The organism is Actinomadura sp. RB99 (assembly GCF_014706005.1).
In the GTDB taxonomy this organism is placed as follows: Bacteria; Actinomycetota; Actinomycetes; order Streptosporangiales; family Streptosporangiaceae; genus Spirillospora.
The window spans coordinates 82732-106025 of the sequence record NZ_JABMCA010000026.1 but is presented as its reverse complement, the minus strand read 5'-3'; the positions used below and the strand labels follow the sequence as shown (position 1 = coordinate 106025).

General features: G+C 71.2%; 23 protein-coding genes. 19 read left to right on the top strand and 4 right to left on the bottom strand.

Translation table 11 applies throughout. The annotated features are described in order from the left end of the window. The first annotated feature begins 83 nt into the window (after positions 1–83). Positions 84–1274 (top strand): NlpC/P60 family protein, encoded by a 1191-nt coding sequence (locus amrb99_RS23400; protein WP_241755836.1) that lies wholly within the window; start codon positions 84–86, stop codon positions 1272–1274. A gap of 211 nt (positions 1275–1485) precedes the next feature. On the opposite strand, the gene amrb99_RS23395 is transcribed toward amrb99_RS23400, so the two are convergent. Next, entirely contained in the window at positions 1486–1977 is a 492-nt protein-coding gene (locus amrb99_RS23395) for an inorganic diphosphatase (RefSeq protein ID WP_190859550.1), read from the bottom strand. A 221-nt stretch (positions 1978–2198) separates the two neighbouring features. Between amrb99_RS23395 and dacB the strand changes: the two genes are divergently transcribed. The 11 genes from dacB to amrb99_RS23340 all read left to right on the top strand — a co-directional run bounded on the left by dacB (position 2199) and on the right by amrb99_RS23340 (position 12584). Then, positions 2199–3506 carry a D-alanyl-D-alanine carboxypeptidase/D-alanyl-D-alanine-endopeptidase gene (gene dacB / locus amrb99_RS23390; RefSeq protein ID WP_347256811.1) on the top strand — a complete coding sequence of 436 codons (1308 nt, stop codon included), beginning with the start codon at positions 2199–2201 and terminating at the stop codon, positions 3504–3506. A gap of 163 nt (positions 3507–3669) precedes the next feature. Next, complete coding sequence (locus amrb99_RS23385) at positions 3670–4782, top strand: zinc-dependent metalloprotease (RefSeq protein ID WP_190859621.1); 1113 nt, start codon at positions 3670–3672, stop codon at positions 4780–4782. 94 nt (positions 4783–4876) lie between these two features. After that, on the top strand, positions 4877–5962 hold the full coding sequence (gene tilS, locus amrb99_RS23380) for a tRNA lysidine(34) synthetase TilS (RefSeq protein WP_190859548.1): 1086 nt from the start codon (positions 4877–4879) through the stop codon (positions 5960–5962). A 96-nt stretch (positions 5963–6058) separates the two neighbouring features. Beyond that, positions 6059–6622 (top strand): hypoxanthine phosphoribosyltransferase, encoded by a 564-nt coding sequence (hpt, locus tag amrb99_RS23375; protein WP_190859541.1) that lies wholly within the window; start codon positions 6059–6061, stop codon positions 6620–6622. Between the two features lie 323 nt (positions 6623–6945). After that, complete coding sequence (gene ftsH / locus amrb99_RS23370; RefSeq protein ID WP_190859539.1) at positions 6946–8952, top strand: ATP-dependent zinc metalloprotease FtsH; 2007 nt, start codon at positions 6946–6948, stop codon at positions 8950–8952. 5 nt (positions 8953–8957) lie between these two features. Continuing rightward, on the top strand, positions 8958–9572 hold the full coding sequence (folE, locus tag amrb99_RS23365) for a GTP cyclohydrolase I FolE (RefSeq protein WP_194737086.1): 615 nt from the start codon (positions 8958–8960) through the stop codon (positions 9570–9572). 265 nt (positions 9573–9837) lie between these two features. Continuing rightward, complete coding sequence (folP, locus tag amrb99_RS23360; RefSeq protein WP_241755835.1) at positions 9838–10719, top strand: dihydropteroate synthase; 882 nt, start codon at positions 9838–9840, stop codon at positions 10717–10719. Further along, positions 10716–11153, top strand: a complete 438-nt coding sequence (locus amrb99_RS23355) for a nuclear transport factor 2 family protein (protein ID WP_190859537.1) — start codon at positions 10716–10718, stop codon at positions 11151–11153. Before folP ends, amrb99_RS23355 begins: the two co-directional genes overlap by 4 nt. An 11-nt stretch (positions 11154–11164) precedes the next feature. Then, positions 11165–11530: a dihydroneopterin aldolase gene (gene folB / locus amrb99_RS23350; protein ID WP_190859615.1), complete on the top strand. Its 366-nt coding sequence runs from the start codon at positions 11165–11167 to the stop codon at positions 11528–11530. Then, positions 11527–12114, top strand: a complete 588-nt coding sequence (folK, locus tag amrb99_RS23345) for a 2-amino-4-hydroxy-6-hydroxymethyldihydropteridine diphosphokinase (protein ID WP_190859535.1) — start codon at positions 11527–11529, stop codon at positions 12112–12114. Before folB ends, folK begins: the two co-directional genes overlap by 4 nt. Next, the gene (locus tag amrb99_RS23340) at positions 12111–12584 is read left to right on the top strand and encodes a DUF3180 domain-containing protein (RefSeq protein ID WP_190859533.1); all 474 of its coding nucleotides are present in this window, start codon (positions 12111–12113) and stop codon (positions 12582–12584) included. The genes folK and amrb99_RS23340 overlap by 4 nt, the downstream gene beginning before the upstream one ends. 72 nt (positions 12585–12656) lie before the next feature. Here amrb99_RS23340 and amrb99_RS23335 read toward each other — a convergent pair whose 3' ends face one another. Next, on the bottom strand, positions 12657–13805 hold the full coding sequence (locus amrb99_RS23335) for an NADH-quinone oxidoreductase subunit D (protein ID WP_190859531.1): 1149 nt from the start codon (positions 13803–13805) through the stop codon (positions 12657–12659). Between the two features lie 79 nt (positions 13806–13884). On the opposite strand from amrb99_RS23335, the gene amrb99_RS23330 reads away from it, so the two are divergent. Beyond that, complete coding sequence (locus amrb99_RS23330) at positions 13885–14616, top strand: PH domain-containing protein (protein ID WP_190859528.1); 732 nt, start codon at positions 13885–13887, stop codon at positions 14614–14616. Positions 14617–14879: 263 nt separating this feature from the next. Beyond that, positions 14880–16136: a PH domain-containing protein gene (locus amrb99_RS23325; RefSeq protein WP_347256810.1), complete on the top strand. Its 1257-nt coding sequence runs from the start codon at positions 14880–14882 to the stop codon at positions 16134–16136. Positions 16137–16265: 129 nt separating this feature from the next. Here the strand turns inward: amrb99_RS23325 and amrb99_RS23320 are convergent, their stop codons facing one another. Next, complete coding sequence (locus amrb99_RS23320) at positions 16266–17105, bottom strand: alpha/beta hydrolase (RefSeq protein WP_206700075.1); 840 nt, start codon at positions 17103–17105, stop codon at positions 16266–16268. 99 nt (positions 17106–17204) lie between these two features. Between amrb99_RS23320 and amrb99_RS23315 the strand changes: the two genes are divergently transcribed. Together amrb99_RS23315 and amrb99_RS23310 are read left to right on the top strand one after the other, a co-directional pair. After that, complete coding sequence (locus amrb99_RS23315) at positions 17205–17651, top strand: MarR family transcriptional regulator (RefSeq protein WP_190859508.1); 447 nt, start codon at positions 17205–17207, stop codon at positions 17649–17651. A gap of 103 nt (positions 17652–17754) precedes the next feature. Then, positions 17755–18963: a cytochrome P450 gene (locus amrb99_RS23310; RefSeq protein WP_190859506.1), complete on the top strand. Its 1209-nt coding sequence runs from the start codon at positions 17755–17757 to the stop codon at positions 18961–18963. Positions 18964–19100: 137 nt separating this feature from the next. Here the strand turns inward: amrb99_RS23310 and amrb99_RS23305 are convergent, their stop codons facing one another. Next, positions 19101–20126 carry an SAM-dependent methyltransferase gene (locus amrb99_RS23305; protein WP_347256809.1) on the bottom strand — a complete coding sequence of 342 codons (1026 nt, stop codon included), beginning with the start codon at positions 20124–20126 and terminating at the stop codon, positions 19101–19103. Positions 20127–20250: 124 nt separating this feature from the next. Here amrb99_RS23305 and amrb99_RS23300 point away from each other — a divergent pair, with 124 nt between their 5' ends. The 3 genes from amrb99_RS23300 to amrb99_RS23290 all read left to right on the top strand — a co-directional run bounded on the left by amrb99_RS23300 (position 20251) and on the right by amrb99_RS23290 (position 22893). After that, complete coding sequence (locus amrb99_RS23300; protein ID WP_190859504.1) at positions 20251–21414, top strand: sensor histidine kinase; 1164 nt, start codon at positions 20251–20253, stop codon at positions 21412–21414. A gap of 280 nt (positions 21415–21694) precedes the next feature. Then, a complete protein-coding gene (locus tag amrb99_RS23295; RefSeq protein WP_241755834.1) occupies positions 21695–22441 on the top strand; it encodes a response regulator transcription factor in 747 nt (248 codons plus the stop codon). Between the two features lie 155 nt (positions 22442–22596). Further along, a complete protein-coding gene (locus amrb99_RS23290) occupies positions 22597–22893 on the top strand; it encodes a chaplin family protein (protein WP_347256808.1) in 297 nt (98 codons plus the stop codon). Positions 22894–23294: the final 401 nt, after the last annotated feature.

Sequence of the window (23294 nt, the reverse complement as noted above, 5' to 3'; positions counted from 1 at the left end):
AGGACGTGTTCATGGGACCGAGCGCAGTAGAGCCTCGCCGTCGCGGAACGGTGTCCTCCGCCAGGAACGCGACCCTTCGCTTGATGGTGTTCTCCGCCGGGATGGCGGTCGGCATGAGCTGGCTGACCCCGCCGGTGTCGGCCCGTACCGCGCCGCGCGCCGCGGGCAAGCCGGTTCCGAGCGCGCACGACGTCGAGAAGAGCCGGCAGCTGGTGAAGGACCGCGCCGCGGCCATCGGCCGGACGAAGGCCGAGCTCGCGCAGGCGGACGGGGAGCTGGACAGGCTGAACGCCGCGGCCGAGGCGGCGGTGGAACGCTACAACGGGGAGCGGGTCAAGCTGGAACGGTCCCAGCAGACCTACCGTGACACGCAGCAGCGGCTGACCGAGGCGGCCCGCAGGGTGGGCGAGGCCCAGGACCAGCTGGCGTCGTTCGCCGCGCGCGTGTACCAGGACAACACCGGCTACGACCGGGTCTCCTCCGCGATCTCCGGCAGGGGCGGCCCCCAGGGCTTCATGGACCGGGCGGGGATGGTGGACGTCCTGGCCGAGCAGCGGACCGCGATGGTCCGCCGGGTCGAGGCGTCCAAGACCGTCGCGGACGTGTTCCGGCGGCAGGCGCAGGCCGCGCTCCAAGAGCAGACGGCCGCGACCAAGAGCGCGGAAGTAGCGAAGGGGCAGGCTCAGGCGGCGGTCGCGGCGCAACAAGCGTCCATCCGGCGGATCGCCGACCGCAAGCGCGCGCTGGAGAAGCGGCTCGGCGCGGCCCAAGCGCGCGCGGAGCGACTCGCGCGCGAGCGGGAGCGGGCGCTCGAAGCACGCGCGGATCGCAAGGCGCGGGCCGGCCTGGAAACGGCGAACGTCGTCCGGCGCGGTGCGACCGTGGCGCGAGCGGCGCTCGAATGGCTCGGCACCCCGTACTCCTGGGGCGGAGGGACGTACGACGGCCCCAGCCTAGGAGTCGACCGGGGGGCGGGCACTCTCGGCTTCGACTGCTCGGGCCTGGCCATGTACGCGTGGAGCAAGGCGGGCATCCGGCTCGACCACTGGACGGGCACTCAGTGGACGTCGGGGCCGCACATCCCCGTCCGCAGGCTCCGCCCGGGGGATCTGGTGTTCTTCGCCACCGACACCTCGAACCCCGACACCATCCACCACGTGGGCGTCTACATCGGCGGTGGCCGGATGGTGGAGGCGCCCTACACGGGCGCGCGCGTGCGCATCTCCAGCATCCACCGGAGCGATCTGATCGGAGCCACCCGTCCTGCGGGCTGAGCATGGCGCCGCATGGCACGGGCAGGTGACCGCACATGGCCCGCGCAGGGGCGAACGCTCTCTGCGCGGAAGCGAGAGCCCTTCCATACGGTCACCCGTACGGAAGGGCTCTACGCGAATCCTGGGGCGCGTACGGCGGGGAGCGGATCTACGCCGTCGCGCGGCTTCCGGATCCGGTCCTTGTGGGGGACCGGGAGTGCCCGGACGCTGCTCAGTGACCGCCCTTTTCGGCCTCGCGCTTGCGGGACCGTTCGATCTCGGCCTCGGCCTCGACGCGTCCCGCCCAGCTGGCGCCCTCGACGGACTTGCCGGGCTCCAGGTCCTTGTAGACCTCGAAGAAGTGCTGGATCTCCAGCCGGTCGAACTCGGGGACGTGGTGGATGTCGCGCAGGTGCTCCATGCGCGGGTCCGTCGCGGGCACGCACAGGACCTTGTCGTCACCACCGGCCTCGTCCGTCATCCGGAACATCCCCACCGCGCGGCAGCGGATGAGGCACCCGGGGAACGTCGGCTCCTGGAGCAGCACCAGCGCGTCCAGAGGGTCGCCGTCCTCGCCCAGCGTGTTCTCGATGAACCCGTAGTCGGCCGGGTACTGCGTCGAGGTGAACAGCATGCGGTCGAGCCGGATGCGGCCGGTCTCGTGGTCCACCTCGTACTTGTTCCGCTGGCCCTTGGGGATCTCAATGGTGACGTCGAAATCCAAGATGTCCTCCGCTCCCTGCGCGGTCGCAGTGAATAGTCTTTCGGGGGTCTGTGCGGGCGAGGCCGACCCCCACAGGGGTGAGTTCCCTTATATAAGGATGTCGCACGTTGGTGAGTGCTGAGTGGGAGAGGGGCGGTCACGTGCCTGCACGCGGTCGTGCCCTCGCCGTACTGTCGCTGTCCCTCCTTAACGTTTTCGTCGTCGGCGCGGGGCTGGCAGTGGTGAAACTCACACCCGACCGGCACCTGTCCCCGCAGCCGCCGGGCGTCGCGGCGCGCGATCTGGTGCGGTCGTCGGCCCGGATCCCCGCCGCCGATCCCGCCGGGGGGCGCGCGCCGAACCCCCAGGCCCTGTCGGGCCGGCTGGCGGCGCTCATCGGCGGCCCGAAGGCGAAGATCAACGCCGTGGTCGTGGACGCAGAGACCGGCCGTACGCTGTTCGCGCAGCGCGGGGACCAGCCCGCCACGCCCGCCTCCACGACCAAGCTGGCGACGACCGTCGCCGCACTGGCCACCGTCGGTCCTTCGCACCGGATCAACACCCAGGTCGTGCGCGGTACCGGCGGCGGGATCGTCCTCGTCGGAGGCGGGGATCCTACCTTGACGGCCCTTCCCGCGCGCGCGGACGAGGGCCACCCGCCTTACGCATCGCTGCTGGACCTCGCGAAGCAGACCGCCACCGCGCTCAAGGCGTCCGGTGTGACGCGGGTGCGCGTGGACTACGACGCCTCGGCGTACCAGGGGCCGCGTACAGCGGCCGGGTGGAAGCCGAACTATCTGCCGGAAGGCGAGTTGGCGCCGGTCACCGCCCTGACCGTGGACGAGGGACGCGTCTCCCCGGCGGACCCGACCAAGCGCGCGCGGGTGTCGGACCCGCCGGCAGCGGCCGCGAGCATCTTCGCGAGCCTCCTGACCAGAAACGGGGTGGCGGCCAAGGCGGGGCGTAGGACCGTCGCGCAGAAGGGGGCGCAGCGCCTGGGCGCGGTCCAGTCCCCGCCGCTCTCCGCGCTGATCGAGCATCTGCTGACCGAGAGCGACAACGACGTGGCCGAGGCGGTGGCCCGGCAGGTGGCCATGAAGCTCGGGCGTCCGGCCACGTTCGTGGACGGGGCGCAGGCGGTGCGGCAGACGCTCGCAAGGCTCGGCGTCACGCAGGGCGTATCGGTCAACGACGGCAGCGGCCTGTCGCCGCGCAACCGCATCACGCCGCTCGCGCTCGCCCGCATCGTCGCCCTCGCGGCGAACCCCGCGCACCCGCAGCTGCGTTCGGTCATCACCGGCCTGCCCATAGCGGGGTTCTCGGGCACCTTGAGACCGCCGCGCTACACGCTCGCCACCAGCCAGGCCGCCGCGGGCGTCGTGCGCGCGAAGACGGGCACGCTGGCCGGGGTCAGCACCCTGGCCGGCCTCACCTACGACGCCGACGGCCGGCTGCTGACGTTCGCGTTCATGGCGGGCGACGGGAAGGGGCCGGTGGATCCGGGCAAGCTCGACCAGCTCGCGGCCGCCGTCGCCACCTGCGGCTGCTGAGGCGCGGCCGCCCGCGGCCGCTGATCGTCCGCACCTGCGGGCGCCCGGCGGAGTGTGGGCGGGGCCGTACGGGAGATAACCAGAACGGTTGTTCGTTGAACGATCGTGCAGGGGCGCCCCGGCGCCGTGTCCGAAAAGTACGGTGGAGCACATGAGCGCCTCAATGATCGACTGGAACGTCGCGGTGCAGGCGGGAACCCGTCTGGTGCGTCCAGGACCGCAGGTCAGCCACGAGGAGGCCCGCGCGGTCGTGGCGGAGCTGCGCGAGCTGTCCAGGGACGCGCACGGGCACGTGCGGGACTTCACGGGCATGGCCTCCGAGCTCGATCCGGCACCGGCGACGGTCGTGGACAGGCCCGGATGGATCCGCGCCAACGTGGACGGCTTCCGGGTGGTGCTGGAACCGCTCATGGAGCAGATGACCGAGCGCCGAGGCCCCGGCCCGCTGGGCGGCGCCGGCAATGTGGTCGTGCAGGCGGTCGGTTCGCGAGTGACCGGAATGCAGGTGGGCGCGATCCTCGCCTACATGGCCAGCCGCGTGCTGGGCCAGTACGAGCTGTTCCTGCCGCCGGACCCGTCCGGGCAGGCGCCGACCGGACGCCTCACCCTGGTGGCGCCCAACATCGTCCATGTGGAGCAGGAGCTCGGCGTCCACACGCGCGACTTCCGGCTGTGGGTGTGCCTGCACGAGGAGACGCACCGCGCCCAGTTCACCGGCGTTCCGTGGCTGCGCGAGTACGTGCAGGACCAGATGACCCAGTTCCTGCTGGCGTCCGACCTGGACCCGGGCGTGATGCTGGACCGCATCCGGGACGCCGCCGAGGCCGTCGCCGACGCGATGCGCGGCGGGGACGCGAACCTCATCGACGCGATCCAGACTCCCGAGCAGCGCAAGATCCTGGACCGGCTCACCGCGGTGATGACCCTGGTCGAGGGGCACGGCGACTACGTCATGGACGCGGTCGGTCCCGAGGTCGTGCCCTCGGTCGAGCAGATCCGCTCCCGGTTCCAGGGGCGCCGCGACGGCGGCTCCAAGCTGGACAAGACGATCCGCCGCCTGCTCGGCATCGACCTGAAGATGAAGCAGTACGCGGAGGGTTCGCGGTTCGTCCGGCGGGTCGTCGCGGAGGCGGGCATGGCCGGGTTCAACCAGGTCTGGCAGTCCCCGGAGAGCCTGCCCACGCACGACGAGATCAAGGAACCGGCCGAGTGGATGAACCGGGTCATCGGCCCGCGTGCCATCGACGTGGCCCCGCCCGAGGCCAGCGAGGCGTGACGCGATAACAGGACACGCAAGCCGCCTGCCCAGCGGGCGGGGAGGGCGGAGACCGCTTCCGCCATGCCGTGCCGTCCGGTGGTAGACGTTTCCCATGGGGCCTGATCCGGCGGTGGCGGCTGTGCGGCGGGCGGTGCGGCACGTCCTTGCCGACCTGCCCGCTGGTGCGATGACGCTCGTGGCATGTAGTGGCGGTGCCGATTCACTGGCGCTCGCGGGAGCCCTCGCCTTCGAGGCGCCCAGGGCGGGGCTCCAGGCAGGCGGCATCACGATCGACCATGGCCTACAGGACGGATCGGGCGCGCGCGCGGACGCGGTCGTCCGGACGCTCGCCGACCTTGGGCTGGACCCTGCCGGGTCGGTAGCGGTCACCGTGGACGGCGAGGGTGGCATGGAGAACGCCGCCCGCAACGCCCGCTACGCGGCGTTGGACCGCGCCGCAGATCGGCTCGGAGCGGCAGCGGTCCTTCTGGGCCATACCCGCGACGACCAAGCGGAGACCGTGCTGCTGGGGCTGGCACGCGGCTCCGGAGCGCGCTCACTGGCGGGGATGCCCCCAGCCCTCAAGCGTCCGACCGCGCGGGGCCATGTTCTGTATCTCCGGCCCCTGCTGGAACTCGACCGGGCGACCATGCGTAGGGCCTGCCTGGCGATGGGCCTGGAGCCCTGGGACGACCCCCACAACGACGACCCCGCCTACACGCGCGTGCGCGTACGGCACCAGGCCCTGCCGGTGCTGGAGGAGACGATCGGGCCGGGCGTGGCCGAGGCGCTGGCGCGAACGGCCCGGATGCTGCGCGACGACGCCGACGCCCTGGACGGTCTCGCCGCGCGCGCTTACGACGAACTCCTCGACGACACGTCCGACCGTGACGGGGCAGGCGCGTCCGACCGCGATGACGCAGCCGACCGCGATGACGAAGGCCACACCGTCGATGACGAAGGCCACACCGTCGCGATCCGTGTGGACGGCCTCGAAGAACTGCCCAGAGCCGTCCGTACCCGCGTCTTGCGGATGGCCGCGGTGAAAGCGGGCAGCCCACCGGGTACGCTCGCGGCCGTCCATGTCGATGCAGTGGATCGGCTGGTCACGGCCTGGCACGGCCAGCGGCACGTCGACCTGCCCGGGGGCCTTCGAGCGTTCCGGCGGTATGGGAGGCTGCTGTTCGGCCCGGTTTGACACCATGCCGTGTGCGTCTCGTCACACGGCGTGCCCGTCGCGCAAGGCGTCCGCTCCGTGCGGCGGGCGAAGAGTCACAACGATGAGGGTGGGGTTGTGGACGAGAAGGACCTGGGCAACGACCTGGCGAAGGTGCTGATCCCCGAGGCCGACCTGCAGGCGAAGGTGCGCGAGCTCGCCGCGCAGATCGACGCCGACTACGAGGGCAGGGACCTGCTCCTCGTCGGCGTCCTGAAGGGCGCCGTCATGATCATGGCGGACCTGGCGCGCGCGGTGCACACGCCGGCCTCGATGGACTGGATGGCCGTCTCGTCCTACGGGTCGGGCACCAAGTCGTCGGGCGTGGTCCGCATCCTCAAGGACCTGGACACCGACATCCTCGACCGCCACGTGCTCATCGTGGAGGACATCGTCGACTCGGGCCTGACGCTGTCGTGGCTCGTCAGCAACCTGCGCTCGCGCGGCCCGGCGTCCCTGGAGATCTGCGCGCTGCTGCGCAAGCCCGAGGCGGTGAAGACCGACCTCGACGTCAGGTACATCGGGTTCGACATCCCCAACGAGTTCGTCATCGGGTACGGGCTCGACTACGCCGAGAAGTACCGGAACCTTCCGTTCGTGGGGACTTTGGCGCCCCATGTGTACGGCGGGGAGGGCTCCTGAACCCGCCCGTGCGCGGTCTACCGGCGTTCCCTGGGAGCCCCCAGGGAACAAGGGGCCGTGACGGATCGTTGCAAAGGTCGTTGACGGGTATATGAAGAGGATCAGGAGATCGGCGCTGGCTGCGTCTCCTGTGCCCTGCGGTGTACCGTCACTATCCCGGGCCCTCGGGTCAGGGAGCCATGTGAGGGAGACCGCCTCGGTGGGTCCGGAGCCCCGGGCGACGGGCCTTGCTGGTCGCAGTGGCGTCCGCCCCCCCGGGACGGGCGAGGATCGCACACAGACGTTGGTCAGGAGGGACGGGCCCCGTAGGGGTAACCGGATAAATGGACGTGAAGCGCTATTTTCGCGGGCCGCTGCTGTGGATCCTGCTGTTCGGCCTTTTGGTCGCCCTGGTGATGTGGGGCGTCAACCCCGGCCGTTCGTTCGAGAAGACCGACACCTCCAAGGTGGTCCAGGAGATCGACGCCGGACAGGTGAAGTCCGCGAAGATCGTGGACAAGGACCAGCGGATCGAGGTCACGCTCAAGAACGGCAAGCAGCAGCAGGCCTCCTGGGTCGACGGCCAGGGCCTGCAGTTGCAGAACCAGTTGCAGAAGCAGGCCGACGCGGGCAAGCTGCCCGGCGGCTACAACGTTGATGTCCCCAAGCAAAGCTTCTTCCTGAACCTGCTGTTCAGCCTGCTGCCCATCGTGGTCATCGTGCTGATCTTCCTGTTCATCATGAACCAGATGCAGGGCGGCGGCTCGCGGGTGATGAACTTCGGCAAGTCCAAGGCCAAGCTCATCACCAAGGACACCCCGAAGACCACCTTCGCCGACGTGGCCGGGGCCGACGAGGCCCTGGAGGAGCTGGAAGAGATCAAGGACTTCCTGCAGAACCCGGCGAAGTTCCAGTCGATCGGCGCGAAGATCCCCAAGGGCGTGCTGCTGTACGGCCCGCCCGGCACCGGTAAGACGCTCCTCGCGCGTGCGGTGGCCGGCGAGGCGGGGGTGCCGTTCTACTCGATCTCCGGTTCCGACTTCGTCGAGATGTTCGTCGGCGTCGGCGCCTCCCGGGTGCGCGACCTGTTCGAGCAGGCCAAGACCAACGCCCCCTCGATCATCTTCATCGACGAGATCGACGCCGTCGGCCGGCACCGCGGCGCGGGCCTCGGCGGCGGCCACGACGAGCGCGAGCAGACGCTGAACCAGCTGCTCGTCGAGATGGACGGCTTCGACGTCAAGGGCGGCGTGATCCTGATCGCGGCGACCAACCGCCCCGACATCCTGGACCCGGCGCTGCTGCGTCCCGGCCGGTTCGACCGGCAGGTCACCGTGGACCGTCCCGACCTGGAGGGCCGCAAGGGCATCCTCCGGGTGCACGGCCGCGGCAAGCCGTTCGCCCCGGACGTCGACCTGGACGTCATCGCGCGCCGCACCCCGGGCTTCACCGGCGCGGACCTCGCGAACGTGATCAACGAGGCGGCGCTGCTGACCGCGCGCTTCGACCGCAAGCTGATCGACATGGACACCCTCGAGGAGTCCATCGACCGCGTCATGGCCGGGCCGGAGCGCAAGACCCGGGTGATGTCGGAGAAGGAAAAGAAGATCATCGCCTACCACGAGGGCGGGCACGCGCTGGTGGCGCACGCGCTGCCGAACTCCGACCCCGTGCACAAGGTGACGATCCTCCCGCGCGGGCGCGCACTGGGGTACACCATGACCCTGCCGATGGAGGACAAGTTCCTCACCACGCGCTCGGAGATGACCGACCAGCTGGCCATGCTGCTGGGCGGGCGCACCGCGGAGGAACTGGTCTTCCACGAGCCCACCACGGGCGCGGCCAACGACATCGAGAAGGCCAGCTCCATCGCCCGCAACATGGTGACCGAGTACGGCATGAGCGAGCGCCTCGGCGCCCGCAAGTTCGGCACCGGGCAGGGCGAGGTCTTCCTCGGCCGCGACATGGGCCACGAGCGGGACTACTCCGAGGACATCGCGTCCGCGATCGACGACGAGGTGCGCCGCTACATCGAGGCCGCCCACGACACCGCGTGGGAGATCCTCATGGAGTACCGGGACGTCCTGGACGACCTGGTGGTCAACCTCATGGAGAAGGAGACCCTCTCCAAGGAGCAGGTGCTGCAGATCTTCGCTCCGATCCAGAAGCGGCCGCACCAGAACTCCTACACCGGCTACGGCAAGCGCCTCCCGTCGGACCGCCCGCCGGTGCTCACGCCCAAGGAACTGGCTCTGCTGGGCCCGCAGGACGTGACCGACCTGACCAAGAACAACGGCCAGGGCGGCGGCGTCACCTCCGAGTCCGCCGACCCGGCCCCGGGCGAAAGCTGACCGCCTTGGCCATCCCCTACGACGAAGAGCCCGTGCGGGAGGACCCTCCGGGGTTCGACCACGCGCGGATCGAGAAGGCGGTGCGCGAGATCCTGTTCGCGATCGGGGAGGATCCCGATCGCGACGGGCTCCGCGACACGCCGGCGCGCGTCGCGCGCGCGTACGCCGAGCAGTTCGCCGGGCTGCGCCAGCGGCCCGAGGACGCGCTGACGACGGTGTTCGACGCCGACCATGAGGAAATGGTCCTGGTGAAGGACATCGAGGTGTACAGCGTGTGCGAGCACCACTTGGTGCCGTTCCACGGGGTGGCGCACGTCGGGTACACGCCCAACAAGAAGGGGCAGATCACCGGCCTGTCGAAGCTGGCCCGGTTGGTCGACGTGTACGCGCGTCGCCCGCAGGTGCAGGAGCGGCTGACAAGCCAGGTGGCGGACGCGCTGATGCGCGTGCTGGAGCCGCGCGGGGCGATCGTCGTGATCGAGGCCGAGCATCTGTGCATGACCATGCGAGGGGTGCGCAAGCCGGGCGCCAAGACGGTGACCTCGGCGGTGCGCGGTGACTTCCGCGATCATGCGGAGACCCGCAGCGAGGCGATGAGCCTGATCCTGGGCCGCCCCTGACCCTCGTCCGCATCTCGAATCCCCAGAACGTCCGAACGGGCCTCAGCGTCGCGCTGAGGCCCGTTCAGCGTGTGATGGGTGAGCGGCGACGGACGACCGGGGCGCGAGCGCCGTTGCGAGACGACGGCCGCCGGCCGAGCAGGCCACGGCCGCCGGCCAGGCAGGCCGGGGGTGCGCCCGCGTCGCCTAGAGCGCGCCTAGGACGGGGCTAGAGCGGCCTAGGGCGACGATCTGAAGGGGTGCAGGCAAGGCATAGGGTTGTTGTATGACCAGTGCCGCCGTTCCGGGGCTGCCCCAGCCGGGGCGATGCCTCGTCATGGGCGTGGTCAACGTCACCCCGGACTCGTTCTCCGACGGGGGGAGCTGGTTCGATCCGGAGAAGGCCGTCAGGCACGGCCTGGACCTCGTCGCCGAGGGCGCCGACATCGTCGACGTGGGCGGGGAGTCCACGCGCCCGGGGGCACAGCGGGTGTCGCTGGACGAGGAACTCCGCCGCGTGGTGCCCGTCATCAAGGCGCTCACGGAAGAGAACGTTCCGGTCAGTGTCGACACCATGCGCGCGGAGGTGGCGGAGGCCGCCGTCTCCGTGGGCGCCCGTCTCGTGAACGACGTGAGCGGCGGCCTGGCCGATCCGGACATGCCCCGTGTGGTGGCTGCCGCCAACGTGCCCTACGTGGTGATGCATTGGCGCGGCCACAGCCACGACATGCAGACCCGGTCCGTCTACGCGGACGTGGTCCGCGAAGTGCGCGAGGAACTGCTGCACCGCGTCGACGCGGTCCTGCGGGAAGGCGTCGACCCGTCGATGGTCGTCCTCGACCCCGGGCTGGGGTTCGCCAAAAGCCCCACTGCCGGGCACAACTGGGCCTTGCTGGCCCACCTGGACGAGTTCGTCGGTACGGGCTACCCCCTTCTCGTGGGCGCTTCCCGCAAGAGCTTCTTCACGACCCTGTTGGCCGAACCGGACGGGACGCGCCGCCCGTTCGCCGAGTGCGACGACGCCACCGTCGCCGTCACGGCCCTCGCCGCGACCGCCGGTGCGTGGTGCGTCCGCGTGCACCGGGTACGTCCGAACGTGGACGCCGTACGCGTGGCGGCCGCGATCGAGGCCGCCCGTCCCATGCACCCCGGAGGCGACCAGCGATGAGCCGTGCAGTGAACCGCGCCGACCTGGAAGAGGTCCATGCCGAGTTCTACGCCGCCTTCGAAGCGGGGGACTTCGACCGCATGTCCGACGTGTGGGCGGAGGGCCCCTACGCGGCGGGCGTCTCCTGCGTCCACCCGGGCTGGACGATGTTGCGCGGGCGCGAGGAGGTCCTCCGCTCGTGGGCGCTCATCATGGCCAACACCACCTACATCCAGTTCGTGCTGACCGACGTCGAGACGGACGTCTACGGCGACCACGCCGTGGTCACGTGCAAGGAGAACGTCCTCACCGCGGACGAGGACACCGAGGCCGGTTTCCTCGCGGGAGGCAGCATCGTGGCCACGAAACTGTTCGTACGCGTCGACGGGCAGTGGCGACTGCTGCTGCACCACGGCTCGCCCGTCCTCACTCCCGCGGATGCAGAGGAAGAATGAGCCTGGACCGCATGGAACTGGACCGCATAGAACTGCGCGGCCTGCGGGCCCGGGGGCGGCACGGCGTGCTGCCGGCGGAACGCGAACTCGGGCAGGAGTTCGTCGTCGACGCGTCGCTCGGCCTCGACACCCGCCCCGCGGCGGAGACCGACGACCTGTCGCGTACCGTCGACTACGGCACGCTGGCCGGCCGGCTGGTCGCGGCCGTCGAGGGCGAGCCCGTCGACCTGATCGAAACGCTGGCCGACCGGCTCGCGAAGATATGTCTGGAGGACCCGGCGGTGGTGGAGGTCGAGGTCACCGTCCACAAGCCGAGCGCCCCGGTGCCGCATCCCTTCACGGACGTCGCCGTGAAGATCAGGAGGAGTCGCCCATGACAGCGTCAGACCGCATGCCCGATCGCACCGCGACCGGCGGCCACATGCTGGTCGCGCACCGCGTCGTGTTCTCGCTCGGCAGCAACCTCGGTGATCGCCTGGACAACCTCCAGGAGGCGGTCGACGCGCTGTTCGACGCCCCCGGCCTGGAGTTCGTGGCCTGCTCCCCGGTCTACGAGACGGCCCCGTTCGCACCGCCCGGGGAGACGCTCCCGGAACAGGGCGACTACCTGAACATCGTCGTGGTGGCCGACACCAGGCTCGCGCCGGAGAACCTTCTCGAACGCGTTCTCAACATCGAGAACTCCCTGCGCCGCGTCCGCGAGGTCCGCTGGGGGCCGCGCACGCTGGACATCGACATCGTGGTGTTCGGTGACATCTCGTCCGACCGCCCCGACCTCACCCTCCCGCACCCGCGCGCGCACGAGCGGGCGTTCGTGCTCGTGCCGTGGGCCGACATCGAGCCGGACGTGCTCCTGCCGGGGCACGGCCGCGTCGGCGACCTGGCCGAGGCCAAGCAGGCGGAAGGGGGCCCTTCGGCCGTTCGCCGCCGTGACGACCTGACCCTGCAGCAGCCTGCATGAGACCCTCCCGCCCGCTGTTCCTCGTCGCCCTGGTGATCGTCGTCGCGGTGATCACTTGGGCGGTGCTGCGTTCCGCGTACGTGTCGCTGCCGCCCCTGCCGTGGACGGCGGTGCCCACACTGCTGCTGCTGGCGCTCGGCGAGGCCTTCACCGGCTACAACCTGCTGCGCCGGATCCGCCGCAAGCCGAACACCAAGCCGGTGGAGCCCCTTGTGGTCGCGCGCATGGCGGCCCTGGGGAAGGCCAGCGCGCACACTGCCGCGCTCATCGCCGGCGTCTTCGGCGGCTTCGCCGCCAGCCTGGCGGACTCGCTGGACAAGTCGACCCCGCGCCATGACTTCTTCGTCAGCGTGGGCACGTTCCTGGCGGCCGTGGTGCTGGTGGGCGCGGCGTTCTTCCTGGAGTACGCGTGCCGTGTGCCCAAGGACCCCGACGAGGAGGAGCGCGACAGGAACGCCTCCAGGGCGTGAGCTCCTGCGGCCGTCCCCGACAGGGTGCCGCTACTTGCCCATCGCTACTTGCCCATCGCTACTTGCCCATCGCTACTTGTCGATGTCGCCGACGACGAAGAACATCGAGCCGAGGATCGCGATCATGTCGGCGACCAGGTTGCCGGGCAGCAGTTCGGCCAGCACCTGGATGTTGTTGAACGACGCGGACCGCAGCTTCATCCGCCACGGCGTCTTCTCGCCGCGCGACACCAGGTAGTAGCCGTTGATGCCGAGCGGGTTCTCGGTCCAGGCGTAGGTGTGCCCCTCCGGGACCTTGAGGACCTTGGGAAGCCGCTGGTTGACGGGCCCCGGCGGCAGTTCACCGAGGCGGACGAGGCACGCGTCGGCGAGGTTCAGTGACGCGTACACCTGGTCCAGCAGGCACTCGAAGCGGGCGAGGCAGTCGCCCTCCTGCCGGGTGACCACCGGCACGTCGAGTTCTCCATAGGCGAGGTACGGCTCGTCTCGGCGCAGGTCGAAATCGAGACCGGACGCGCGCGCGATGGGGCCCGACACGCCGTACTGAAGAATCTGTTCCTGGGTGAGCACCCCGACGCCGCGCGTGCGCGCGCGGAAGATCTCGTTGCCCATGATGAGGTCGGCGATGTCGCCCATCCTTGAGCGCACCTCGGAGACGGCGGTCCGCGCGCGCGCCGTCCAGCCGGCGGGAAGTTCCTCCTTCAGGCCCCCGACGCGGTTGAACATGTAGTGCATGCGGCCGCCGGACACCTCCTCCATCACCCGCTGCAACGTCTCGCGCTCACGGAACGCGTAGAAGATCGGCGTGATCGCGCCTACCTCCAGCGGGTAGGAGCCGAGGAACATGAGGTGGTTGAGGACGCGGTTGAGCTCGGCCAGCAGCGTCCTCGTCCACACCGCGCGGACCGGCACCTCCATGCCGAGCATCCGCTCGACGGCGAGCACCACGCCGAGCTCGTTGGAGAACGCAGAGAGCCAGTCGTGCCGGTTGGCCAGCACGATGATCTGCCGGAAGTCCCGCACCTCGAAGAGCTTCTCGGCGCCCCGGTGCATGTAGCCGATGATGGGCTCGGCCCCCGAGATGCGCTCCCCGTCCAGGGTCAGCCGCAGCCGCAGCACCCCGTGCGTGGACGGGTGCTGGGGGCCGATGTTCAACGTCATGTCCTCGGTGGCGAGCTCCTTGGCGCCCGCACCGATCCCGACGATCCGCTCGGTGGTCATGGTCGCGTCTCCGCCGCTCCGATCACCGCTTCATGGTCCCATGGCGAGCGGCGGCCGTTATCCGGTTGACTAGGGGGCAATGAACCCGAGCCACGGCGAACCGCCGTACGAGCCCGCCGCGCAGCCTGGATACCAGGACGCGGCGCACCCTCCCGCGCCGTCCGGGCCGGGACAGGGCGGCCATCCGCAGGACCCGGCGGGCCCGCCGCCTGGCCGGCCCGACTTCGTGCCCGGCGCGGGCGGGCAGGTGCCGCCCGGTGGCGGTCCACAGCCGCAGCAGCACCCTGGCCCGCCCGCCGCGGTGCCTCCGACGTACCGGGCCGACGAGGCGTTCGCCCCCGGCGGGGGCCTCCAGTGGGCGACCATCTCCGCGCGGCACGCACCGCACAGGCTCCTCACCGCCGTGCTGTGGGCGGTCCCCATCGGTGCCGTGGGCGCGTTCCTGGTGTGGCGCAACGGAGGCGCGGTGGCCGCCGTGATGTGGCTCGCCGCGGTAGTGCTGGTCACCATCGTCACGTGGGTCATGGCGGAGCTCGACCGCCGGTCCTTCGGTTACGTCGAGCGTTCCGACGACCTCGTGGTGACCCATGGCGTGTTCGTCAAGCGGCTCATCGTCGTCCCCTATGGCCGCATGCAGTTCGTGGACGTGACCGCGGGTCTCCTTGAGCGCTGGATGGGGATCGCCACGGTGCGCATGCACACCGCGGCCGCGGCGACGGACGCGGCCATTCCCGGCCTGCCCGCCATGGAGGCCGCACATCTGCGCGATCGACTCGCCCAGAAGGGCGAGGCACGGAGCATGGGCCTATGAACGGCCCCTATGGTCCTCCTCCCGGCGGCCATGGCCGCCCGTACGGACCGTCTGGTCCCTATGGGCCTCAACCGCCGGGTCCTTACGGGCCGCCTCGTCCTCCGTACGGGCCGCCCCCTGGCCCCTACGGTCGGCCCGGACCGCCTTATGGGCCGCCCCAAGCGTACGGACCGCCGCCCGGCTACCGGCCGCCACCGCCGCCGGTCCGGTTCTCCGAGGGCACGCACCGGCTGCACTGGGCGACGGCACCGCTGCGCGCGTTCGTGTTCCTCGTCGTCTACTTCGTCCTGCTCGGCTTCCCGCTGTTGCTGACCCAGACGAGCGGCGGCGTCACGCTGGAGCTCACGCCCGCCGTGCTGACGCGGTTCTTCGCCGTGTCCTTCCCCATGACGGTGATCGCCGCCGTTTCCGGCCTGTGGACGTGGCTGAGCCTGCGCTTCCGCATCGACGGCGACGACCTCGTGGTGGAGACGGGCCTGATCCGCAAGGGCAAGCGCCGCATCCCGCTCTCGCGCATCCAGGCCATCGACGTCGTCCGTCCGCTCGTGACGCGGGTGTTCTCCCTGGCGGAGGTCCGGGTTGAGCTCGCGGGTGGGGAGCAGAGCGAGATCGCTCTGCGTTACCTCGGACGCCACTCCGCCCAGCAGTTGCGCGCCGAACTCCTCGCGCGCGCGGCGGGCCTCCCCGGGACCACGCCCGAGGCGCCGGAACGGCACATGTGGCGCGTCCCCTTCGGGAACCTCCTCGCCTCGCTGATCCTCCGCCTGCCCGTGCTCGGCACGGGGATCCTCTTCTTCGCGACCCTGGTCTTCCTCGTGGTGTACGCCGAGGGCGGCATCCTGGCGGTCACGCTGCCCATCGTGCTCGGGCTCATCCGCGCCGTCATCGCGCCGCTGGTGATGTACGCCAACTTCACGGTCGCGATGTCACCGGACGGGATACGGCTGCGGTACGGGCTGCTCGAGACGCGGATGCAGACGCTCCCGCCGGGCCGCATCCAGGCCGTCAGCATCGTCGAGCCAGCCATCTGGCGGAAGATCGGGTGGGCCCGCGTCGAGGTGACCGTCGCCGGCTACGCGGGGGAGCGGGAGGCGCTGTCCTCGACGCTGCTGCCGATCGCGCCGAGGCACGTCGCCATGCACCTGGTCACGCAGGTCTTCCCCGGCACGCACGTGGACGCGGTGCCGCTCGTCCCCGCCTCGTCGAAGGCCATCGCGATCGACCGGGCGGACGGGGCCGGGGCCGACGACGTGGTGTTCGTGGCCCGGCACGGCTGGCCGTGCCGCCGCACGGACGTGATCGCGCACGCGCGCGCGCAGAGCGTCCGCCTGACCATGAACCCGGTGCAGCGCGTTTTCGGGCTGGCCACCGTCCACGTGGACGCGCCGCCGGGACCGGTGAAGGTGGCGGCCGCCGACCGGGAGGTCGGCGAGGCCAGAGTGATCGTCGAGTCCGCGGCGCGCCGCGCCCAGGCCGCCCGCAGCACTGCCGGGGACCCGGCCCACTGGGCCGCGCGCTGACCGGTTATCCACAGAATCACGTTCGCCTTTCCTGACCGTTCGGCGCCGTCGAGCATGGATGGCGGTCGTCCCCCTCGCAGCGGCGAAGGGCGGCGGCCCTCCGCCCGAAGCGCGGAGCCGATCCGCGGATCAGGAGGTCGGCGTGAACAGTTCGTGGACGCGTGCGGCGAAGCCGGTGGGGAACGAGGTGTTGCCGTTGTGGCCGCCCGGGAACTCCTCGACCGGGCGCCCGAGCAGCGCCGCCAGTTCCACGGCGCACTGGTGGTTCCACGCGTTCTTGGAGTCCTTACCGGCGGCGGGGATGATCCGGGTGTGCGCGGCGGCGGCGCGGACCTCCGCGGCGCCCAGCGTGTCCACGCGGCACTGGGGGATGTCGTTGGCCAGGTAGTAGCCGAAGTCGGCGGCGCGCTCCTCGGTCATCGGAGCGGCGATGACCCCGGCCTCGGTCTCGATCCGGGCCGGGTCGAGACCGGTGAGCGCGGCGGCCAGCGGCACGGCGGCGCGCCAGCCGTCCGCCCGGTACGCGGCCTCGATCTCGCCGAGCCGGCGTTCGATGTCGGCCCGGTCGTGATCCTTCAGCAGGCCAGGGGTCGCAGGGTCGTGGGCGATGAGTGCGGCGAGTTGGCCGGGGTGCGCTGCGGCCAAGTGCAGACCGTAGAGGGCGCCGAGGCTGCAACCGAGCATGAGGGCCGGCTCGTCGGTCAGCGCGGAGAGCAGGTGGTGGACGTCCTCGGCGTGCATGGCGGGCGTCACCGGGACCGAAGGGTCCTCCACCCGCGTCCGGGAGAGGCCGCGGCGGTCGTAGGTGACCATCGTGTAGTGCTCGGCGAGGCGGTCGACCAGGTCGGCGGTCCGGCGCGCGTCCCCCTCGCCGCTCTGCCCGATGACCATCAGCGGGCCGTCCCCGCGGACCTCGTAGTACACCTCGGCGCCGGGCACCCGCAGCATCGCGGTCTTGGTCGCGTCCATCCGTCGTCCTCCGCATCGGTCGGCTCACCGGCGGTCGGTGAACACATCTCTATAGATACATTGAAAAAGATACATCTGTCCAGATGTAAGTTGGGAGGTGTGAACGGAGTCGAGCTGTTCCTGCTGGGACGGACACTGATGAAGATCGGCGAAGAGGCCATGCCGGCGCCGCGCGGCGGCCCGGCGGGCGGGACCCGCGCGGTCCTGATCGTGCTGAGCGACATCGTCGGCCATCCGGACAGCGCCATCGGGGAGATCGCCGAGCGGACCGGGCTGCCGCAGAGCCAGGTCTCCACGGCGGTCGCGCGGCTCAGGAAGACCGGTTCGGTGGTGACCGCCCCCGACCCGGACGACCGCCGCCGCTCCCTGGTCCGCAAGGCCGACGAGGTGTCCGAGCGCGTGGCCGAGGTGCGCGCCACCTCCATCGACGCCGCCCTGGTCGCGGCCCTCGGCGGAAGCGAGCACCTCGCCGAGGTGGCGAACGCCCTCGACGTCCTGGCCCGCCACCTGAGCCCAGAAAGCCTCGCCCACCTCCGCGCCCCCTGACCCGCCCGCTCTCACCCGCACACTGGCCTGTTCGTGCGCGTCCGGCTGCGGTCGTCGTGGTTCGTTCGGGCTCGCTCTGGGGTGCTGGTCGTATTGTCGGTGGATGAGCGATTTGGGGTATGAGCCGTGGGCGCCGGGATTCGTGGCGGATCCGTATCCGGTGTTCGCGCGGCTGCGGGAGGAACGGCCGGCGTTCTTCCACGAGCCGACCGGCCAGTGGGTGATCAGCCGGTACGCGGACGTCGACGCGCTGCTGCGCGACCGGCGGCTCGGCCGTTCCTACCTGCACGTGGCCGGGCACGAGGAGTTCGGGCAGCAGCCGGAGGCGGAGTTCCTCAAGCCGTTCTGGGACCTCATCCGGGCCGGGATGCTCGACGTCGAGCCGCCCACCCACACGCGGCTGCGGCGGCTGGTGTCCAAGGCGTTCACCGCGCGGATGGTCGAAGGGCTGCGGCCGACGATCCGCAGGCTGGCCGGGGAACTGGCCGGGACGCTCGCCGCCAAGGGCGGCGGTGACCTGCTCGCCGAGGTCGCGGAGCCGCTGCCGGTCAACGTGATCGCGGAGATGCTCGGCGTGCCCGTGGCGGACCGGCCGCTGCTGCGTCCCTGGTCCGCCGACATCTGCGGCATGTACGAGCTGAACCCGCCGGAGGAGGTGCAGCGGACGGCCGTCCGGGCCGCGGTGGAGTTCTCCGACTACCTGCGGGACCTGGCCCGGTCGCGGCGCCGGGAGCCGCGCGACGACCTGATCAGCGCGCTCGCCCAGGTCGTCGACGAGGGCGACCGGCTGACCGAGGACGAGCTGATCGGCACCTGCGTCCTGCTGCTCAACGCGGGCCACGAGGCCACGGTCAACGCGACCGGCAACGGCTGGTGGGCGCTGTTCCGCAACCCCGGCGAGCTGGAGCGGTTGCGCGGGGACGCGTCGCTCGTCCCCACGGCCGTCGAGGAACTGCTGCGGTACGACACTCCGGCGCCGATGTTCGAGCGGTGGGTCTTGGAGGACATCACCGTGGCGGGCGTGGACATCCCGCGCGGGGCCGAGGTGGCGCTGCAGTTCGCCTCCGCCAACCGCGACCCGGCCGTCTTCGCCGACCCCGACCGGCTCGACCTCGCCCGGGACCCGAACCCGCACATCACGTTCGGCCTCGGCATCCACTACTGCCTGGGCGCCCCGCTGGCCCGGATCGAGCTGGCCGAGTCGCTGTCGGCGCTGCTCCGGCTGGCACCGGGACTCCGTCTGGTCTCCGAGCCGGAGTGGAAGCCCGGGTTCGTCCTGCGCGGGCTTCAGGCTCTGCACGTCGAGTGCTGAGTGCCGTGGTGGGTTGAGCACCCTCGGCTCGTGGCTCTGGGACGGTCTTCCGGGAGCGCAAGTCGGTAGGAGGGGTCTCGGTCGTCAGTAGCGGTTTCGCCGTGCGGGCGGCTGGTAGGTAAGGGCGAGATCGCGGGTCAGCGTGCGGGCGGCGAGGACAGGGACGGCGGCAGCGGAATGCCGACCGTCTGCGCGAGCCATCCGAAACCGCCCAGGCCGGACGGGTCGAGGAGTTCCGCGTCCTCACCGGCGCGGCACAGGGCGGCGACGTATCCGCGCGGGTCGGTGTGGGCCATCGCCAGGGGCGGCCGGGCGCCCGACAGGCCCAGGGCGAGGAGGGCGGCGCGCTGGGTGGTGAGGAGCGTGGACGTGGCGCCGGCCCGCTCGCCCGCGGTGGTGCAGGCGTCCAGGGCCACGTGCGCCGTCACGTCGCACGAGCCGTCCGGGACGGCCGGGACCGTGGCGCCGTCCCGGTAGCCGGTGAGGGTGCCGTACGGGGGACGCGAGTCGCGGGCGTGCGAGTAGTCCACCGCGATCGCGAGGCCCCGGTCGAGGCGTCCGATCACCGAGGCCCACGCGGCGCAGCGCGGATGGCCGATCTCGGCGCGGTCGCCGGGCTCGCGGAGGGGCCACCAGCGGTCCATCCAGTCGCGGTCCTCGGCGGACGGCTCGGCGCCGGGGCGCTCGCCGCCGCTGGACGGATCGACCAGGACGGTGCGGACGCCGTCCGGGGTGCGCTCGACGACGTCGAGGGGGATGTTGTCGAGCCACTCGTTGGCCACGGCGAGGCCGGTGATGCGGTCGGGGAGGTCGGCGCGCCAGGTGACGGACGCCGGAATGTCGGAGGGGCGTGGTGCTATCTCCACGGCGGTGGGCGCGAGGCGGGAGGTGATGCCGGACGGGAGACCGGCCAGGATGTTGGCGAGCAGGCGGCCCGAGCCGGCGCCGATGTCGACGAGGTCGAGCCGATCCGGGTGGCCGAGGGCGGTGTCGACGTCGATCAGGAGCCGGGCGATCGCGGCGGCGAAGCGCGGCGAGGCGTGCACCGAGGTGCGGAAATGCTCGGCGGGGCGCTCGCCCCGTCGGTAGAAGCCGCCCTCCCCGTACAGTGCCCGCTCCATCGCGGTGCGCCATGTCAGCCACTCGGTAACCAACGCCTCCACGACCGTGACGTTACCGTGCGGCGGCCGCCGGGCGGTCCCGCCGCGGCCGGACCATCCCTGCGGCGGACGGCGGTCCGACCTGCGGCTGATCCCGGGCTGACCTGGCGGTACATACGCTGTGCGCATGGTCGGGAGGTTCTGGGACTGGCTGCGCGGCAGGAAACCCCTGGTCGACGCCTTTTTCGCGGCCCCGGTCGTGCTGCTCTCCCTCCCCGCGTGGCTGGGCGACGCGCAGGCCGTGCCGAGGCTGGAGTACCTGGCGCTGACGGTCGGGCTCGTCGCGCCGCTGGTGATGCGGCGGACGTTCCCGCGGACGGTCTTCGCCGTGGTGGCGCTGATCTGCTGCGTCCAGTGCGTCGCGGGGATCGTCCCGATCCCGGCGAACATGGCCGTCCTGATGGGCCTGTACACCGTCGCGGCGGACTTCACGTTCCGCTGGGGGCTGGCGGCGGCGCTGACCGCCGAGCTGGGCGCGGTCATGGCGGCGCTGCGGTACGCGTCCGGGCGTGCCGATCAGCGGTCGACGCTGCTGATGCTGTCGGCCCTGGTGGCCGGCGTGTGGATCCTCGGGCTGCACATCCGGACGCGCCGGGCCTACCTGAGCTCGCTGGAGGAACGGGCGGCACGGCTTGAGCAGGAGCGCGACGCCGAGGTGAAGATGGCGATGGCGGCGGAACGGGCCCGGATCGCGCGGGAGCTGCACGACGTGGTGGCGCACAACGTCAGCGTGATCGTGGTGCAGGCGGACGGCGCGTCGTTCGCGATCGACACGGACGTGGGACGGGCCCGGCAGGCGCTGGAGACGATCTCGCAGACGGGACGCAACGCGCTGGCGGAGATGCGGCGGCTGCTCGGGGTGCTGCGGGAGAGCGACGACGCGGGGGCGTACGCGCCGCAGCCGGGCGTGGCGCAGCTGGACGACCTGGTCGAGCAGGTGCGCTCGTCCGGACTGCCGGTGACGTACGAGGTCGCCGGTTCGCCGCCGGACATGTCGGAGGGCCGGCAGCTGACGGTGTTCCGGATCGTGCAGGAGGCGCTGACCAACACCCTCAAGCACGGCGGTCCGCGCGTGGCCGCGACGGTCCGGCTCCGGTACGCGGGGGACGCGGTCGAGGTGCGGGTGCACGACGACGGGCGCGGTGCGGCGGCGGCCGACGACGGACGAGGCCACGGGCTCGCGGGGATGCGGGAACGCGCTGCGGTATACGGCGGCAGCGTCCACGCCCAGCCGTGTCCAGGCGGCGGCTTCGAGGTGGTCGCGCGGATCCCGACGGGAGAAGCCGCGTGACCGACTGCCATGCCCACGCAGTCGGCGCCGTGACCGGCGCCGCCCGAAGTGGTGGCGTGGGGAGTGGTGACGTGCGGAGTGACCCCTTGGCGTGACCGTGTGGGCGGTGGCTTGGTGTGGCAGTGGGGGTGACCGGGCGGGCAGTGGCGTGGTGGGGGCGTGGGGGCGTGGCTGCGTGGGCGGGGTTGGGCGGGAGCGGGGCGTTCGGGTGGGAGCGTAGGACGTGGAGGGCGGGCGCCAGGCGTGCCGCGGGACCGAGTCCGCTGTGAGGAGAGACGTGATGGAGATGGACGACGAACTGGACACCGGGCCGATCCGGGTCGTGCTGGTGGACGACCAGGAGCTGGTGCGGGCGGGCTTCACGATGGTGCTGGACGCGCAGCCCGACATCGTGGTGGTGGGCGAGGCGGGGGACGGGCAGCAGGCCCTCGACCTGCTGCGGACGACGGCGGCGGACGTGGTGCTGATGGACGTCCGGATGCCGCGGATGGACGGCATCGAGGCGACGCGGCGGGTGGTGTCGGGCGAGTGGGGCGGGTCCGGTCGCGCCGCAGGCGGCCACGGTGGGGACGGGGCGCCGAAGGTGATCATCCTGACCACGTTCGACCTGGACGAGTACGCGTTCGCGGCGATCAAGGCCGGCGCGGGCGGGTTCCTGCTGAAGGACGCGGGCCCGGCGCAGCTGATCGAGGCGATCAAGGCGGTGCACTCGGGGGACGCGGTGGTGGCGCCGAGCACCACCAAGCGGCTCCTCGACCGGTTCGCGCTGCACCTGCCGGACACCGAGCAGAGGGCGAGCGGCGCGCTGGAGAGCCTGACCGAGCGGGAGGGCGAGGTGCTGCGGCTGGTGGCGCGGGGGATGTCGAACGCGGAGATCGCGGGCCGGCTCTTCGTCTCGGAGGCGACGGTCAAGACGCACATGGGCCGGATCCTGATGAAGCTGGGGCTCCGGGACCGGGTGCAGGCGGTGGTGTTCGCCTACGAGACAGGCCTGGTGAAAAGCGGTCAAAGCGGCGACGCTTGGTAGGTCCATGATCATTTTATGGTGACCAATTGCCGTCGTGCTGGGCCGCGCAGGTCCCGTAGCTGAGAGTATCAGGGTAACTACTGTACGCGATGCCCTCTGCGGAGGGCTCTGGAAACATTCGCTTCGGGCCGTCGGCCCGGTACGGGAGGACTCTCGTGTTCAAGAAGCTCGTCGTCACCGGCATCATCGGTTTCGCGGTGGCCGGTTCGGCCCTGGGCGCGGCGCCCGCGTACGCCGGCGGCTGGGACCACGGCCATGGCAAGGGCCACGGCCACGGCCACGGTGGTCAGTTCAACAACAACCACACCAGCGGCAACTTCTCCATCCTGGGCGGCAACCAGGTCAACATCCCGATCTCGGTGCCGATCGACGTCTGCGGCAACGCCGTCGGTGCCGTCGTCGGCATCGCGGCCGCCCACTGCAAGGGCGGGGCGTCCGTCGACAACGGCTGATCGGCCGCGCCGGGCGCGCAACGGCCCGGCATCGAAGCGCCGGAGGTCCCATGGGGGCCTCCGGCGCGTTCGTGATGGCAGGTGCCCCTCGTCGATGTCGGCCTTTCGCTCGCATTGGCTCCCGCTCGCGTCGGCCGCTGGAGTTTCGGCGTTGCCGATGGGGCGGACGGCGCGTGGCTCTCTCTGAGTGCGGGGAGTTGTTACGGCTGGTGGCGGGTGGTGAAACCCGGCTTCGCGGGGCGGCTCGCGCCGTGGAAGCGTCGGCGAGGCCGTGCTTTGGGTTCATCTTGGCGACGTAGGGCTTCTGGCGGCGCGCGAGTGGTCGCGCTGACCTTTGCGACAGGTCCGGCGAATGCGAGCAAAACGGTTACTTTTTGTAACGTCATGATTACTGCTTGGTG